The following is a 16,291-nucleotide window of genomic DNA, read 5'->3' as shown; positions in this document are numbered from 1 at the left end:
AGCCGGCGACGCCGGCTTTTTTTATCTCTCAACTTTTAACTTTAGCGCCTCACTCTGACTTCTCACGCGTTGATAACGCCTGACGTAGTTCTTCCAGTTGCTTCCGCAATGCTTTCGCCTCTTCCATCCCAAGTCCAGAAATGCAAAGCACTTGCTCTGGAATGCTTTCCGCAGAGTCTCTTAATTTTTTTCCCGCTTCCGTCAAAAAGAGACGCACGACTCTCTCATCTTCCCTTGAGCGTTTGCGTTGCAGCAGTCCCTCTTTTTCCAGACGCTTAACCACAGGACTCAGCGCACCAAGATCCTGGGTCAATTGTTTCGCTAACTCAGAAGAAGTCAGCCCTTCCTGCTCCCAAAGCACCAGCATGATCAGATACTGCGGGTAGGTCAGCCCCAATTCACTCAATAACGGTTTATAGAGCTTACTCATCGCCAATGAGGTGGAGTAAAGAGCGAAACAAAGCTGTTCGCCGAGTTTTAAGGCTTTTCCGGGAGTGGTCGTCATAGTCGTCATTCTCTTTTCCAGTCTCGCAGCACGCTCTATGCGGGGAATACAGCTAAAATTTAGATTACCCGCAGCTGCCCGGGGTATTGTACGCCATCCATCCGTCGGGTCGAGACAGAGGAGCAGGCATGCGCCTTTCAAGGCGTGAAAAAATAGCAGTATGCCCTTATAGTCAAACGTTTAATCCTATTGGGAATATCCCATGCGAGGATTCGCCTTCCATCGCAATTCGCCAAATAAACGGGACCTCCCGCCAGCGTTGCGAGATGAGCTGGAGCAGCAGCGCAAACGGGACTTGGCCAACCGCCAGCGTCCCGGAATCCTGTTCTACCCCGCAACCTGGGTGTTCATCTCGGCAGCGATCATGTTCAGCTCTCCCACGCCAGAGAAATCTCTTTGGCTGGCTTATGCCGCACTGCTGATTTTCGCCGTATCAAGCTACCGTTATTACGCGATGCACCAGTTCATGCGTAAGCTTGAATCAGGGCGCGAGGCTTCCTATACGCCACTACTACTCGGAGCAGGCTTCAGCGCCAGCCTGTGGGGCGGCGTTGCTGCGTTATCAGTGCTTCCTACGCCATTTGCCCCACACTTCCCTTTATTTCTGACCTGCACTCTTGGGTTGTGCGCTGGCGGCGCAGCGTCCTTAGCGATTCTGGGACGTATGGTGAACCTCTTTATCATTTGCCTGCTTGCGCCCATGACGCTGGCTCTGTTTTCAGCTTACTCCACACAACCCGGCGTCATAGGTTTTCTTCTGATTAGCTTCGGTCTGGGAATGAGTTGGATCTCCACACTACCCCGACATGAGTATGAAGTCGCCGTGTTGAGCATCATAAAGCTTTCACAACAAGCCAATTACCTGACCGAACTAACCATTCAGGATGGCCTGACCGGCGTCAAAAACCGCCGATACTTTGACCAGATTCTAAGTGCAGACTTGCGACGCGCCTCCCGATTGAACTACCCCATCTCACTACTCCTTATCGACATTGATCACTTCAAGCGGGTCAATGATCGTTACGGTCACCTGATCGGAGACGAATGCCTGGTGCAAACCGCACAAACCCTGATGCGCCAGTTACAACGCAACAGTGATGTTCTCGCGCGCTATGGCGGCGAGGAATTCGGCATCATTTTGCCAGGCGTCGATGCGGAGGAAGCCGCCGCGCTGGCGGAGAAATTACGCAGCGCGGTGGCGGCGTGCGCCGTGTGGAACTTATCTGACCCTGTATCCGTCACAATCAGCATTGGCGGGGTCAGCGGCGTTCCCAAAGAAACCATGACGCCCAAACAACTCCTGGAGCTTGCGGACAAAGCGCTCTACCAAGCCAAGTCTTATGGCCGCAATTGCGTATTCTGGTCATCGCTGGAGGGCGTTCTGACGCCCGTAGATTCAGAGAAAGGAGCGCAATGCTGACCTCTCATCTTTATGAATTTTAAATAGATTTGCGCAGGCGAAATTCACCGCCTGCGTCTACAATCAAGAATACTCCTTGACGCCATCCACCGGCGCAGGCCCGCGTCAATCGGGCGATGACAAAAAACATGATCACAGGCGGATAAGAATATGTTCGGATTCGGCAAACCACGCGCAAATGACGACCAGACCATCATCGACAACTCGCGCTTGCGGGAGTTGGAGCGCAAAGCGGAATTGCTAGACAGGCTTATGGAGAAGAACCCTGCGGCCATGGCGAAATCCATCCACGACAATGCCGTCAAAGTGAAAAAGTCCACTGAGAAGCGACTGTCTGAAATTCAGGACAGTTGTCATCAATTAGAGGCGTTTATGGATCATTCCGCACAAATCAAAGGAGTGACGGAACAATCCGTGGAAGTGGCGGTGGGCACTGTCGACACCACACAGCAAAGCGTGGCCGACATCAAGCAACTGTCCTCAAATATCGAAGCCTCATCGCGCTACATCAACGAATTTACCGATCTGCTGTCATCCCTGGAAGAAAGCAACAAGACAATCAATCAGCTGGTCGAATCCATCAAAGCTATCGCTGACCAGACCAACCTGCTCGCCCTCAACGCTGCAATCGAAGCAGCCCGGGCGGGTGAGCACGGCAGAGGGTTCGCCGTCGTCGCCGATGAAGTGCGACAACTGGCGACCACCGCCAACGAATCGGCGGAAGAAATACAAAGTGAAATCAAGAAAATCACTGATATTTCCGGACGCGTCATCCAAAAACAACAGGAAGTGTCCGAAGTCATAGGGAGCAGCGTCACTATCGCCAGCGAAACCGTTCGCAACCTCAATCAACTAATGAGTTCCGCCACTGAAAGCGCGGAGGCCGCAAAAGGCGTCGCTCGGGATTTCGATCACCTTGCGCAAGAGCTCGACTCACTCAATCACCGCACTCAAAACCTATTGGAAGACACTCATAAGTCAGTTGAAGGCGCGGGTGAAAATATTCATCTCAGTGAAGAACTCCGCCAACATCTCAGCGTCAAGTAAGCCATTCTTAATTACGGAAGTGCGATCAACCCATTGATTTATTTGCACTTCCGTACCACTTCACTTCCTCTCAAATGCGTTTCTATGTGCGTAGAAACACATAGTCTTCATATTCATTTTCTGTCAGAAACAAATTGATAGTTAGGTAATTTCCGAATTTTTTAAATTATTGTGCATTTTTTAACTGACTTATTAAAAACTTTGTCTAAACTACTAAATAAATAAGATTTTGCTCATTCCACCCTTGGTTGAGTACGGTAAAAAAGTATGTCGTAAGGTTGCAAATTATTTTCTTATGGCAATAATTCACAACAATTTTCAATCAAGGGAATTATTAAGGTTCAGCGCTTTCTAAAGTAAGAGAGCCTTTTGAAGTGAGACAGAGTAGTTAGAGTCCAAAGGCTGTAGTAAAGGGAGATAGGCAAGCATTTTGCTTATCTATAGATGAGAGTAAAACTGCCGATATAGTGAGCAAGGATCATGGCGAAAGTATTACAGACGGAAATTTTGGAGGTAACTGCGATGACCAGCCAAATTTCACACTACAACAAACGCTTAGAGCGTTTATATAGTAGCAAGATGGAGCAACTTAACCGAGCAATGAGCGCAGGCAACAAATTCCGTTGTCTGGTATTGCAGGCGGAAGCTGACGCGATTTGTCAGGAACTTAAACAATTTGTCGGCGCTAAATAGTCTTCTATTTATCGCCGACGCCCCTCTCCTTTAAAGAGAGTTGTAGTCAGCGCCATCAGTAAAGTCTCTTATTTATTGAATTTGTTGCCTTTTCTTCTGTTTTCCCTACAGAGTCCCCATCGTCGCCCCATACAAACATCCGTTATAATAATTTAGATTATATATAGCCATTTTTATATCCATTTATGAATCAATAAACTTTACAAGGATTTTGTAAAGTATTTAACAAAAGGGGAATTATACGTCTGAAAATTTTACACATTCATTCTCTGTAGCATTTACGCATCCCGACCACTCAGACAATATTACTTATTTATTCTCTAACTCCTTGAATTTGTTCTCTACACTATCCTTCTATAAATTTTAATATCCCGCTTTTGGTGCTACATTCATTGAGGGCATGTGCTCTATAGCTCACTCTCTTGGGCATTGCGGCAATAGAAGAAGATAGCACTCGCCGTCAAAAAAGTGTCTGCCTGCGTCTGGATATCCGGACAGAATCTGCCGCCCAGCATGCTGAAAAATAACAAAAGGAGTGGAAAGATGAAGTACGCCGTACTCGGCGCAGGAACAATAGGCAGTTTTTTGGGAGGTATGCTGCAAGCAGGAGGCAATCCCGTCTGGTTTATAGGCCGCTCCGCACAAGCGCAAAGCGTTGCTCAGGAAGGCATGCATCTACGCAACATTAAAGGCGTAAGACGGTACTTTGACGGTAAGCAGCTTAATTTCGGCGATGATCCCACTGCGCTGGCCAACGCCGACTGCATATTAGTGACCGTCAAAAGCCAGGATACGATAAACGCAGCGGAGGTTCTGCGCCATCACGCCCCAGAGACCGCCATTATCGTCAGCTTTCAGAATGGCGTCCGCAATGCCGGACAACTTAAAGCCCGGCTACCTAATAAGATTATTCCCGGGATGGTTCCATTCAACGTCATTCAGCCTCACCCGGGTGATCTACGGCAAGTCTCTTCCGGCCATTTGGCCATACAGGCCTCTCCTATTTCAGAACAAATTCAGAAAGACTTCAAAGCAGGCGGACTACCGTTGGATATTCACGAGCGGATGGAGCCTGTGCAGTGGAGCAAGCTCTTGCTGAACCTCAACAACGCCATTAACGCTTTGTCCGGACTCCCTCTGCGCACCATGTTGCTCAACCCCGGTTATCGCAAAGCCTTGGCGGCGGCGCAACGGGAAGCCCTAAGGGTGATTGAACAGGCTGGCTTCCAAACCATTCGGCTGGGCGCGATTGTGCCAGAACTGTCCCCCTATCTGCTGCATCTTCCAACGCCACTATTCCGTCTCATCGCCAACGCCGCCTTGGCCATTGACCCCGACGCCAGCTCCTCCATGCAAGATGACCTTCGTCTTGGTAAAAAAACCGAAGTGGAATACATCAACGGCGAAGTGACGCACTTGGCTGACAAGTTAGGCGCGCCCTGTCCAGTTAATCGGACACTCATGAACCTTATTAAACAAGCAGAAGTCGAAGGGAGGGAATACCGTAAGTACAGTGCGGAAGAGCTTCTCAACGCCATTGCAGCGGCTTGCGCAGCGGAAAAGTAAAGACCGTTGCAATAACCCGAATATCCAATATTCCCCGTTAGCCGGCGCCGGAGATTTTCAGACTATACTGGTTAGATAACATTGGCTCAGCATCCCTTCTCACCGCCGCTCCAATCATGTCGAGGGATGCGCCTGACGCAGTTTCAGACATGACACTGAAGTTTCACCGACGTATATCCTTCAAACTGGCCCGCGCAGGAGTGATTCTGGCTTTCATTCTTGGAGGTCTGCTCAGCTCCATACAGGTGTATTTTGACTATTTGAGTCATGAGAAGGATTTTCGGGATTTTATTGAGCGCGTGCTGCAAGCCGCCCGTCCCCCCGCCGTGCGCGCCGTACACACCCTGGACGCTCGTCTGGCGGAAGAAGTCGTCACCGGTCTTATGCAATATGATTATGTCCATCAGGTGCTGATCGTCGACGAACTGGGGCAAATTCTCGCGGAAGGCGCCAAGCCTGTCGCTAATTCCAGCACCGGCTGGATCACTTCCAGCATCGGCGCCATTTACCGCAACTATCCCATTGCGCTGCAGATGGAGTCTTACCACCAACTCCAGACCGGCCGCATGGAAGTGGTGGTGAATGTGGATAAAGCCCTGGAACCCTTCTTCAATCGCGCCTACTACGTGCTGATTATCGGCATCGTGCGCAACATGGTGCTGGTATTGCTGCTGTTTATCGCCTTCTATTACATGATCACGCGACCATTGATTTCGCTCGCCGCCAGTTTTTCCGAGGTGAACCCGGAAGACCCCGGCGACCGCCGCTTGCGCCTGCCTCGCAGCCATGATGGCGATGAGCTGGGTTATCTGGCGCAGATCGGCAATCAATTTCTTGAGACCTTACAAAAGCGCCTGGAAGAGCGCCGCCAGGCGGAAGAGACTTTGCGCGACAGTGAACGCCAGACCCGGCAGATTATCGATACAGTTCCACATTTGATATACGCCAAGGATCGCAACGGCGCCTTTGTCTTCGTCAATCAGGCGCTAGCGAGCTTCTATGACCGCAATATCACGGAAATCGAAGGGGGGGATCACCACTCGTTGCATCACTTGATCTCCAACCTGGAGTCGGTGCGCTTCGACAACGAAGACAGGGAGGTTATCGACAAACAGAAAGTTATGTTCATCCCTGAACACGGCCTCACGGATATTTATGGCCGCCGCCGTATCTTGCAGAGCAACAAAATCCCTTTTCGTTTTTTCGGAAAACCTTGCGCGCTGATCGTGTCCGTGGACATTACCGACAGAGTGGAGGCGCAATCCCGGGTGGAGCAACTGGCCTTTCACGACCCGCTCACCGGCCTGCCCAATCGCAATCTGTTCTATGACCGTCTTACTATGGATATCGCCCGCTCCCGCAATCACGGAGCCTATGGCGCACTGCTGCTGATCGATCTGGACAATTTCAAGAACATCAATGACTCGCTGGGGCATTCAGTCGGCGATGAGTTATTACGCAATGTGGCGAAAAACCTGCGTAACTGTCTGGATGAAGAAATCACTGTCGGTCGCCTCGGCGGCGATGAATTCACCGTGATCATGCCGGAGTTGGGGCGCACGCCGGAGGAGGCGGAGCAAAACGCCAACCTGATCGCAGCGAAAGTTCTCTCGGAGCTGTCCACGCCGTTCTTTTTCAACACTCAGGAATTCACTGTTACCGCCAGTATGGGCGTAGCTTTGTATCCGGATAAAGACGCCAACACGGAAGTCATCCTGCGTTACGCCGACACGGCGCTGTTCCAGGCCAAACACGAAGGTCGCAACAAAGTGACGATCTTCAAAGCGGAGATGGCGGATGCGGTGAGCAAGCGACTCAGTATCGAAAACGAATTGCGTACGGCGGTAAAAGACAAAGCGTTGATGTTCTACTATCAACCCCAGGTCAGCGTCACCGATGGACGCATTATCGGCGCAGAGGCGTTGATACGCTGGAACCACCCGCAGCGAGGACTGATTACTCCCGATGAATTCGTCCCGGTGCTGGAAAACTCCAATCTGATTCTCACCGCCGGCCTGGATATGTTCACCCAGGCCTGCATGCAGGTGAAGGAGTGGCTGGACAAAGGATGGTGGGAGGAGGACATGCGCGTCGCCGTCAACGTCAGCCCCAAGCAGTTCTACCAGCCGGAGTTTGTTGAACAGATCATAGAGATACTTGAGGCCACCCGGCTGCCCGCGTACTGCATTGAACTGGAGGTCACCGAGTCCGTGGTCATCCAGAACGTCAAAGACACCATCAACAAGATGCTCAGTCTTAAAGGCCTGGGCGTCCGCTTTTCCCTGGATGATTTCGGCACCGGCTACTCCTCCCTCAGTTATCTGAAGCGACTGCCGGTAGACTCCCTGAAAATCGACCGATCCTTCGTCACCGACATCAACAGCGACGTGAACGACGCCGCCATTGTCTCCACCATCCTGGCCATGGCCGCCCACCTGGACCTGGAAGTGGTGGCGGAAGGCGTGGAGACCGTCGAACATCTGGAGTTCCTGAAAGAGAACGAATGCGATTACTACCAGGGCTATCTGTTCAGCAAACCCCTGCCCGCCGAGGAGATGGGAGAACTGCTGAGATTGCAGCCGAAAAACCCCAAGTAGCCTGAGCGCAGTTGCAGGGGACGACGGCCCTCCGCATAATGCTGACAGCTTATCAGCGGAGCCAACGACACCATGCCCTCAGCAGCCGAAATCAGCCGAATATTGAAAAGCGTACACACTATCGCAATGGTCGGCGCCAGCGATAAACCGGGGCGCGACAGCCACCATGTCATGCTTTTTCTGCAAAACAAAGGATACCGGGTCATTCCCGTCAACCCTGCGCTGGCAGGCGCCACTTTACTGGGCGAGACCGTTTACGCCTGCCTGCGCGACATTCCCGTCCCTGTAGACATGGTGGATATTTTTCGCCGCCCGGATGCGGCGCCCGACATCGTTGACGATGCGATCGCCATCGGCGCCGGCGTAGTCTGGATGCAACTGGAAGTCATCCACGAACAGGCGGCGCGGAAAGCGTTGGACGCTGGACTCAAAGTCGTTATGGACCGCTGTCCGAAAATCGAAATTACCCGACTGGGACTATAGTTTCTAATCTCTATGACAAAACTGAAGTTGTTATTACGCAACGCTTTTATCGGCGGCGTTATTGTACTGTTGCCCCTGGCGATCCTGGGCCTGTTCTTCAATTGGCTCTTCCGAGCCGTTACTGACCTGATTCAACCTATCACCAATATCGTGATTCGCATGGTGTCGGCGCCGGAGGTGGTTGGCGACATGGTCGTTATCCTGGTGATCGCCGTCGCGTGCATCCTGGTGGGCAGTCTTACCGCCACCAGCATCGGCCGCTTTCTACATTCGCGATTCGACGGTCATTTACGTCGTATCGCACCGGGCTATCAAATGGTGAAGGAGATCGTCACCCAGTTGCTGGGCGACAAGAAAAACTCGCCGTTCAGATCCGGCGCTGTGGCGGAAGTAAAAATATTCGGTCCTTCAACGCCGACCACCGTGACCGCCATTGTCACCAGTACGCATGACGACGGCCGCTACACGGTCTTTGTCCCAACAGGCCCCAACCCCACGACCGGTTTCGTTTTTCACGTCCCAGGCGAAGCAGTGACGCTGAGACCGGATATCAAAGTGGAAGCCGCCATTCGCACCATCATTTCATGCGGCGCCGGCAGCGCGGCTTTGCTGGCGATCGCCGGTCCCGGCGTCGCCAAAACGGACCCCGCCGTCGTGACGACGAACGGTAAACCGGTTCCCTCACATCCAGAACAACATAAGGACATCCAACTATGACGACGCTATACGATTTTACCCTCAAAGATATTCATGGCGCCGACCTGCCCCTTGAGCAATTCAAAGGTAGAACGCTGTTGCTGGTGAACGTCGCCAGTGAGTGCGGCCTGACGCCGCAGTACGAAGAGTTGCAGTCTCTCTATGAAGAGCGCAAAGACGATGGCCTGGTGGTATTGGGATTGCCCTGCAACCAGTTCGGCGGGCAAGAGCCCGGCGACGAAGCCGCCATTCACGAGTTCTGCTCCACGCGTTTCCAGGTAAGCTTTCCCATGACGTCAAAAACAGAGGTGAACGGCCCGGGACGGAGCCCGCTTTACCAATGGCTGATCGGCGATGGCGAAGACATACGCTGGAATTTCGAGAAGTTTCTGGTCGATGGCGAAGGCCGCTGCGTAGCGCGCTTCGATCCACGTACGCCGCCCAGCGATGAAGAATTGCTGGATAAAATCGACGAGCAACTCCATCTCAGTAAAATTCTGCTGGGCAAGTAGGCCAGGCAGTTATTCTCCAACGACAAGAGTGCTCCGCGCATCTGTGCGGGGCCTCAGAACGGCGATGAGTTGGTGCGCAGCCAGCAGGCGAGGCTCCAGCGGGGACGATGGGTCAGTCTGACTTCGTGGGGAAAATCTTCACTGAGAAAGATCACAGTCCGGCCCATCTCTGGCGCTATATCCGCGATAAGGCCGCCGTTGCCGCCATCGTATAAACCCAGTTCGCCGCCTTCGTCGGGAAGCCAGTTCGGGTTCAGGTAATGCACCAGGGTCACCTTACGGGGACTGCGTCCACGAAAGTTGTCCACATGACGGCGATAATACGCCTGCGCCTCGTAAACAGCGTAATGCGCCTCCACTTCCTGCAGTCCCAGAAACAAAGTGCGATTCAGAACCTGACGCACATTTTCCAGAAACAGCAGAAACTGCTGTTGCGTCTCACTGCGCCCATCCAGCCAACATGACCAGTCGCGCCGCACAGAGTCATTCAACTGCCGATCTTCCGCACGACCAATATGCGCCGGGCTGAAACCGCCTTCGGTATAAATAAATTCGGCTTCCTGTCGCAGGCGTGCGGACAGCTCCAGCGGAATCAGATCGTCAAATACGCCCCATCCTTGCCGCGCCAAGGCGTCAGCCATGCGCTCATGCCACTCCTGAGAAGGCAGCGCACAGGCCAAAGCGCCCGACTGGGCGATATCTTGATTCAAGGACATAGAATGCAATTCCTTCCGCGCCGGCGGCGAAAAAAAAGTGGGACCTCAAGGTCAATAGCGATTGCCGCGCTGACCGGGCGAAGAATTATAGAGCGGAAATTACTCAGCGCGCATTGTTTTTTACTATTCTCCCACAAGTCGTATTTTATGCCGCCTCCGTAGCTCCCAACGGAGTGTGCGAGCGAATGAAGTCGCCGATTTCATGAATGGCGCGACCGCCTTGCGGCAACAAACGCGAGGCGAAATGCCAGACGTGAAACATATGCGGCCACACCTGCAATTGCAGAGGCACTCCCTGTAAACGGGCGCGCCGGTGAAACTGCTTACACTCGGAAAGCAAAATTTCATCGCCGCCCACCTGAATCAACATCGGCGGCAGGTCATGCAAGTCCCCAAAGAAAGGCGAAATGCCTGGCAGTTTAGGATCATGGTCACCCGCATAGTGGCGCGCAAAAAAACGAATGCGATCCGGCGAAATCACCGGATCATGAGGCAGACGATGGGACTTGCTCGACAAGTGGCAGGTAAGATCCAGCCACGGTGAAATACACACCGCCGCCGCCGGCGCCGGCAGGTCCATGTCGCGAATGAATTGCAAGGCCGCCATGGTCAGGCCTCCGCCCGCGGAGTCTCCCGCAATGACAATATGTCTGGGTTTAACGCCCCGATCCAAAAGTTGCTTATAAACCGCCACCACGTCATGCAACGCCGCCGGAAATGGGTGCTCCGGCGCCAGCCGGTATTCCAGCATCAACGTGCGCGCTTTGGCGGCTTTGCTGATGCGGCAGGCCAGTTCAAGATGGGTGCGGTTGGAGCCAATGACATATCCGCCGCCATGCAGATACAAAACAACGCGGGATTCACATTCAGTGTGGTGACTCAACCATAACGCCTGCAGCCCGTCGATTTCACAAGGCTCGCTGGAGAAGCCCGGCGGAGCATGAATAAACCACGAGGTGTGAGAGGCGCACAGACGATAGGCCATCAAGTTGTTGGGAATGAAATTCATCCCCAGGCGAATCATATCTTTCAGAATATTTATGCGAGTCATACGAGCAAACAGCCGTCCAAGTTACAACTGATGGACCTACTTTTGATTTATAGACCAACTTACACAGTTGTACAAAAAAACATCCGCCGCTCACAGAACTAGACATAAGTCAAAAAGGTTACCGTTGGTAACATTTTTGTCGGGTTCTACCTATAGCAATTTTTCATCAAAAGTTCAAGATATGCCCCAATACAGTTTTTTATCGTTGTTTTAACAACTTACCCATTTCTTAACTAAACTGATTTTTAAGGTTTAAATTTTAAACTAATCTGGAGTACCCATGACTGACCACCTCAAACATATCGGCGTCGCCGATCCCCAACGCATCGAAAAATACACGCTGCGCACCGAAGCTGAGAACGATATCCTCAAGATCTACTACAAAAAGGAAAAAGGCGACCTTTTCCACAGAAGCCTGAAAGTAAAATTTCCCCGCCTGCAAAAGCAATTGCTGGTGGACTCAGGCGGCGCCAAGCGTTATGAAAACACTTCTGAAATTGCGCCTAATCTGCTGCACGTTCTGGACGAGCTGGACAAAATCACCAGCAAAGAAACTGAGCAGGTAGATGTTAAAGAGAAGATTCTGAAGGATCTGCGCCACCTGGAGCGCGTCGTGAACAACAAGATCAAGGAAATCGAGCGCGACCTGGACAAGCTGTCATCGCGCTGATTCGTAACGATCGATCTCGGCCGGGCGGTCTTCCAACGTAGCCGCTTGGCCAACCTGACCGCCAGCAATTGAATATTTCCCTCTCGTCATACTGACATCTCATTCATACGCTGCGGCAGTCTCGCTTAAACTCCTCCATTAAGCCAACAAGTTCCAGAGTCCGCCCATGTTTGAGTTGTTGCTGCAAAGCGCCGTTTTCGCCGCCGGTGTGGTGTTGCCGATATTCTTTCTCGTCATCCTCGGCTTCTTATTGCGACGCAGCAACATGATTGACGGCGCGTTCATTGAGACAGGCTCCCGTCTGGTGTTCAAAATTGCGCTGCCCACTCTCATCTTCCTCAACGTCGCCGAGCTTCAGTTGGGACAAGTAGTCAATCTGGCGCAGTTGGGCTACGCCATCGTCTCCACGACAGTTGGCTTTATTGCAGTCTGGATCATCGCCAAACGCTATATTTCAGAGCCCACGCAACTGGGCGTATTCGTTCAGGGCGCGTTTCGAGGCAACCTGGGCATCGTCGGTTTGGCGCTATGCGCCGGAGCCTATGGCGCACAGGGCGTTGCAGTGGGATCAGTGCTGCTGGGTTTCGTTACCTTGCTTTATAACCTGTTGTCAGTCTGGGCGCTGACCGCCTCGCAGCATCAAAACGCCAAACTCCCCTGGGCTGGCGTACTGAAAGAGATAGTCCGCAACCCCCTCATCATCAGCATCGTGCTGGCGCTTGGATTTGCGGCATTACAGATTCCATTGCCAGACATGGCGAAGAAAGCCGCCGGGTATTTCGCCGACCTGACCCTGCCTCTGGCCTTGCTCTGCGTAGGCGGCTCCATCAACGGCAAAGTTTTGCGTGCGACCTCCGGGCTGGCGTTGCACGCCACGCAACTGAAGCTGATCTGGTTGCCGGTGGCGCAGATTGTTGTCGCGTTCGCCATAGGCATACGCGATATCTACCTGGGTTCGCTATTTCTCATGTTCGCCAGCCCCACCGCCACCGTTAGCTTCGTGATGGCGAAAGCGATGGGCGGCGACAGTGAGTTGGCCGCCGCCATTGTCGCCTTGTCTACGTTGGCGTCCTTCATAACCCTGGCGATCGGCATTACGGTGCTGAACACGATCGGCTGGATGTAAGGCGCATTGCGTCAGTCCAGCGCTTTGATCATGCGCACTTCACAGACTTGATGTCCGGTATCTCCCATGGGCTCGGTCAACAGTTTGAAACCCAGGCGTTCGTATAAGGCGATGGCCTCTTTTAACGCGGCGGTGGTTTCCAGATAACACTGTTTGAACCCATGATCTTTGGCGAACTCTTGCGCCATGAGCACGATTTTGTACCCCAAGCCTTGTCCACGGCAGACCGGCAGAAAGTACATTTTCTGCAGTTCCGCGACAGAGCCGTCGCCCCCCGCCAACGGCGCCACGCCACCGCCGCCCACAATGCGGCCTTCGTGCTCCACCACCCAATAGGCCGCGCCGGGGATCGCATAAGTTTCATACATGGCGTCTACACTGGCGTCACCGACAGCGAATCCCCGCTCTGGAGTGAGCCCATATTCGGCGGAGACCTGACGAATCACCTCCCCCATTTGCGCATTATCAGCAGGGGTGACAGGTCGTAGGCTAAACTGAGAAGCATTCGGTGTCATTGGCGTCCTTTTGCGTTATATCAAGACATTTACTCTATGAAAAACCGATGATTACCCCATTTTTGGCGTTACATCAAGCAGAACGCCAGGACAAGGAAAGCAACGGCTGATTAATCATGCGACTGAAACTGATCTGGATAATCCTGGCGGCGGGGCCGCTATGCCTGGAAACGCTGCTACAGGCGCCGGCCAACGCCCGTCATGGGCTCTCCATACTCTGGATCGCCGCGGTGCTGTGGATCACTGAACTCTTCCACGTCACCGTCACCGCCCTGCTGATTACCATCATGGCGGTGACGCTCGGACTGTTGACCGTTAAGGAGGGGTTCGGTGAATTCGCCAATCCGATTATTTTCCTGTTCCTCGGCGGCTTCGCGCTGGCCTCTGCGCTACATAAGCAGCAAGTGGACCGCGCCATCGCCGCCAAGGTGCTGCGCCTGACTCGCGGGAAGATCAGCCATGCATTGATTTTACTGTGCGCGCTCAGCGCCCTGCTGTCTATGTGGATCAGTAATACCGCCACCACGGCGATCATGATGCCGCTGGTGCTGGGCCTGCTCAGCCAGGAAGATGATCGCCCGGACAATCCGCGCGTATTCGCGCTGTTGGCGGTCGCATACTCAGCCAGTATTGGCGGCGTCGCCACCCTGGTTGGCAGTCCGCCCAACGCTATTGTCGCCGCCCAGTTGAATATGACGTTCAGCGATTGGATTCAACTGGGCCTGCCCATCACACTGATGCTATGGCCGGTCATGTTGCTGATTCTCCGCAAAACCTTGCAGCCGGATCTTAGCGGACGCGCCCAGAGCGCAATGTCCGCGGACTTCACCTGGACCCGTGAGCGCATGCTGCTGCTTGGCGTATTCACCGGTACGGTGGCGATGTGGCTGCTGAGCAAGCCACTGGGGGAGTTGATAGGCATAGAGAAAGACTTGGATAGCTGGATTGCGATCCTCGCCCTGGCCGCACTGACCATCACCAAGGTGGTCAACTGGAAGGATATCAGCGCGACAACAGACTGGGGCGTTCTATTGCTGTTCGGGGGCGGTTTGACCTTGAGCGTGATCCTGAAAAGCTCCGGCGCCAGCCAATTGCTGGGAGAGTCTCTGGCGACGCTGGTCTCCGCCTGGCCTGCGTTTTTACTGCTGCTGGCGATTACCGCCTTCGTCATTTTTCTGACCGAGCTGTCCAGCAACACCGCCACCGCCGCATTGCTGGTTCCAATTTTTCTGGCGTTGCCGACGGGTCAGTTAGGCCCTGGTCAGACTGCGCTGACCATCGGAGTAGCCGCCTCCTGCGCCTTCATGCTGCCGGTGGCGACACCGCCCAACGCCATAGTGCATGGGACCGGATTAGTTCCTCAGAGAACCATGGTTCGAGTGGGCTTTTATCTCAATCTCGCCTGCGCGTTGTTGATCAGTACATTTATTTTCTTCGTTGCTTAACGGCAAAACCAGCGCTGGTTCGCTAATGGGCCGCAACCAGCGCAGCGCCTTGCGCGGCAGATCGAAATATAAAGCCAAACCAACCAGAATGAGGCAACCGCCCAGCAATACCGTGGGATGAATAGTCTCATCATTCAGCGTCACCCCCAGCATCAGCGCCAAGACCGGCGTCACCAGCGTCGCCATGGCGACAGTGGAAGGCTGCAGCTTCTGCAGTACGTAATAATAGGAGAAGAAACCCAACACCGAGCCAATCAACGCAAGGTACACTACCGCCCACAAGCCGCGATCATGCAATTCGATGCGGGGTGTTGCGCCATCCATCAACGCCCAAAGAATGAAATAGCCGGGAAGCGCCAGCAGAATAGAACCAAAGGTCAGCGCCAGGGGGTGCGGGGTTGCTTTCTGTTTCTTCAACAACACCCCACTGAGACTGAACAGCATGACCGCCCCCAAAACCAGCATCAGCCCAAACACGATTGAGCCGGTGGCGTGCAGATCCTTGCCAAACACCGTGGCCAAGCCGCTTATGGCCAGGGCGAGCGCCAGCCACTGGCTCTTCTGAAAACGAGCGCCGTCCAGCAGATAGACGCCAAGCAAGCCGGACATAATCGGCGACAGACCGTACATCACGGAGATCAATCCGGAGGGAACCGTTTTCGAAGCGAAGTAGGTCAGCATCATCGCCCCAAACACGCCCATGGTTCCGCACAGATAGCTATAGAGCGAGTCCCGGTCCCAGTGCAGGGGAATACGATACAAGCGAATAATGACGCCGGTGACGACCGCCGCGATCGTCATGCGCAACCCTACCGCCACCGTCGGATGAAAAGACTGACTGCTCCATACGACTCCCAAAGGCGTCGTCGCCCAAACCAAAATCACCATCGCATAAGCAAAAATAACCACCGCCAACCTCCGCGCCTTTCCTTAAACACAGTCGCATCGCCAATACAAAACTATCGCAGTCGGGGATTTTTAGATCGGACCCTGAGGGCAAAAAAAAGCCGCAGGGGAAGAACCGCTGCGGCGTCAAAAACTGTTACGATCCCGCTATTTCACCGCAGCCACATGCGCACATCGCAGAATGGACGCGCAAGACATTGCGGGCAAAGTGAAATAATGAAAACGCACTGTCGTATACATCCGCGTATGGTGGTCTTCCGGCCTTATACCGACAATACGCAATAACCACATAAGCGCCCGCCGCCGGGGCGCATACGGTGAACGGACGCTGACTTTCCAGAGC

The 16,291-nt window shown here is 53.4% G+C and carries 16 protein-coding genes; 11 read left to right on the top strand and 5 right to left on the bottom strand.

Going from position 1 to position 16,291, the window contains the following annotated elements; genetic code table 11:
- Positions 1 to 49: 49 nt before the first annotated feature.
- Positions 50 to 514 carry a MarR family winged helix-turn-helix transcriptional regulator gene (locus tag HCH_RS02290; protein ID WP_011394485.1) on the bottom strand — a complete coding sequence of 155 codons (465 nt, stop codon included), beginning with the start codon at positions 512 to 514 and terminating at the stop codon, positions 50 to 52.
- A gap of 193 nt (positions 515 to 707) precedes the next feature.
- On the opposite strand from HCH_RS02290, the gene HCH_RS02285 reads away from it, so the two are divergent.
- The 8 genes from HCH_RS02285 (at position 708) to HCH_RS02250 (ending at position 9,519) form a co-directional block, all read left to right on the top strand.
- On the top strand, positions 708 to 1,925 hold the full coding sequence (locus tag HCH_RS02285) for a GGDEF domain-containing protein (RefSeq protein ID WP_011394484.1): 1,218 nt from the start codon (positions 708 to 710) through the stop codon (positions 1,923 to 1,925).
- 150 nt (positions 1,926 to 2,075) lie between these two features.
- Positions 2,076 to 2,972 carry a methyl-accepting chemotaxis protein gene (locus HCH_RS33515; RefSeq protein ID WP_011394483.1) on the top strand — a complete coding sequence of 299 codons (897 nt, stop codon included), beginning with the start codon at positions 2,076 to 2,078 and terminating at the stop codon, positions 2,970 to 2,972.
- Positions 2,973 to 3,452: 480 nt separating this feature from the next.
- Entirely contained in the window at positions 3,453 to 3,665 is a 213-nt protein-coding gene (locus HCH_RS02275) for a hypothetical protein (RefSeq protein ID WP_011394481.1), read from the top strand.
- A gap of 543 nt (positions 3,666 to 4,208) precedes the next feature.
- Positions 4,209 to 5,231: a 2-dehydropantoate 2-reductase gene (locus tag HCH_RS02270; RefSeq protein ID WP_011394479.1), complete on the top strand. Its 1,023-nt coding sequence runs from the start codon at positions 4,209 to 4,211 to the stop codon at positions 5,229 to 5,231.
- A 149-nt stretch (positions 5,232 to 5,380) separates the two neighbouring features.
- Complete coding sequence (locus tag HCH_RS02265; protein WP_041598370.1) at positions 5,381 to 7,828, top strand: putative bifunctional diguanylate cyclase/phosphodiesterase; 2,448 nt, start codon at positions 5,381 to 5,383, stop codon at positions 7,826 to 7,828.
- A gap of 72 nt (positions 7,829 to 7,900) precedes the next feature.
- Complete coding sequence (locus HCH_RS02260) at positions 7,901 to 8,311, top strand: CoA-binding protein (RefSeq protein WP_011394477.1); 411 nt, start codon at positions 7,901 to 7,903, stop codon at positions 8,309 to 8,311.
- A 12-nt stretch (positions 8,312 to 8,323) separates the two neighbouring features.
- The gene (locus HCH_RS02255; protein ID WP_011394476.1) at positions 8,324 to 9,028 is read left to right on the top strand and encodes a DUF502 domain-containing protein; all 705 of its coding nucleotides are present in this window, start codon (positions 8,324 to 8,326) and stop codon (positions 9,026 to 9,028) included.
- The gene (locus HCH_RS02250; RefSeq protein WP_011394475.1) at positions 9,025 to 9,519 is read left to right on the top strand and encodes a glutathione peroxidase; all 495 of its coding nucleotides are present in this window, start codon (positions 9,025 to 9,027) and stop codon (positions 9,517 to 9,519) included. The genes HCH_RS02255 and HCH_RS02250 overlap by 4 nt, the downstream gene beginning before the upstream one ends.
- 53 nt (positions 9,520 to 9,572) lie before the next feature.
- Here the strand turns inward: HCH_RS02250 and HCH_RS02245 are convergent, their stop codons facing one another.
- Positions 9,573 to 10,235: a 2OG-Fe(II) oxygenase gene (locus HCH_RS02245; protein ID WP_011394474.1), complete on the bottom strand. Its 663-nt coding sequence runs from the start codon at positions 10,233 to 10,235 to the stop codon at positions 9,573 to 9,575.
- 145 nt (positions 10,236 to 10,380) lie between these two features.
- Positions 10,381 to 11,286: an alpha/beta hydrolase gene (locus HCH_RS02240; protein WP_011394473.1), complete on the bottom strand. Its 906-nt coding sequence runs from the start codon at positions 11,284 to 11,286 to the stop codon at positions 10,381 to 10,383.
- 280 nt (positions 11,287 to 11,566) lie between these two features.
- On the opposite strand from HCH_RS02240, the gene HCH_RS02235 reads away from it, so the two are divergent.
- Positions 11,567 to 11,956: a DUF3461 family protein gene (locus HCH_RS02235; RefSeq protein WP_011394472.1), complete on the top strand. Its 390-nt coding sequence runs from the start codon at positions 11,567 to 11,569 to the stop codon at positions 11,954 to 11,956.
- 166 nt (positions 11,957 to 12,122) lie between these two features.
- Positions 12,123 to 13,082 carry an AEC family transporter gene (locus tag HCH_RS02230; RefSeq protein WP_011394471.1) on the top strand — a complete coding sequence of 320 codons (960 nt, stop codon included), beginning with the start codon at positions 12,123 to 12,125 and terminating at the stop codon, positions 13,080 to 13,082.
- An 11-nt stretch (positions 13,083 to 13,093) separates the two neighbouring features.
- Here HCH_RS02230 and HCH_RS02225 read toward each other — a convergent pair whose 3' ends face one another.
- Positions 13,094 to 13,597, bottom strand: a complete 504-nt coding sequence (locus tag HCH_RS02225) for a GNAT family N-acetyltransferase (RefSeq protein WP_011394470.1) — start codon at positions 13,595 to 13,597, stop codon at positions 13,094 to 13,096.
- Between the two features lie 116 nt (positions 13,598 to 13,713).
- Between HCH_RS02225 and HCH_RS02220 the strand changes: the two genes are divergently transcribed.
- Positions 13,714 to 15,042, top strand: coding sequence for an SLC13 family permease (locus HCH_RS02220; RefSeq protein WP_011394469.1), 1,329 nt, complete (start codon positions 13,714 to 13,716; stop codon positions 15,040 to 15,042).
- Here HCH_RS02220 and HCH_RS02215 read toward each other — a convergent pair.
- On the bottom strand, positions 14,950 to 15,951 hold the full coding sequence (locus HCH_RS02215) for a DMT family transporter (protein ID WP_011394468.1): 1,002 nt from the start codon (positions 15,949 to 15,951) through the stop codon (positions 14,950 to 14,952). The two genes, HCH_RS02220 and HCH_RS02215, sit on opposite strands and share 93 nt — an antisense overlap.
- Positions 15,952 to 16,291: the final 340 nt, after the last annotated feature.

Source organism: Hahella chejuensis KCTC 2396, assembly GCF_000012985.1.
In the GTDB taxonomy this organism is placed as follows: domain Bacteria; phylum Pseudomonadota; class Gammaproteobacteria; order Pseudomonadales; family Oleiphilaceae; genus Hahella; species Hahella chejuensis.
This window is presented reverse-complemented; position numbering and strand designations above follow the sequence as displayed.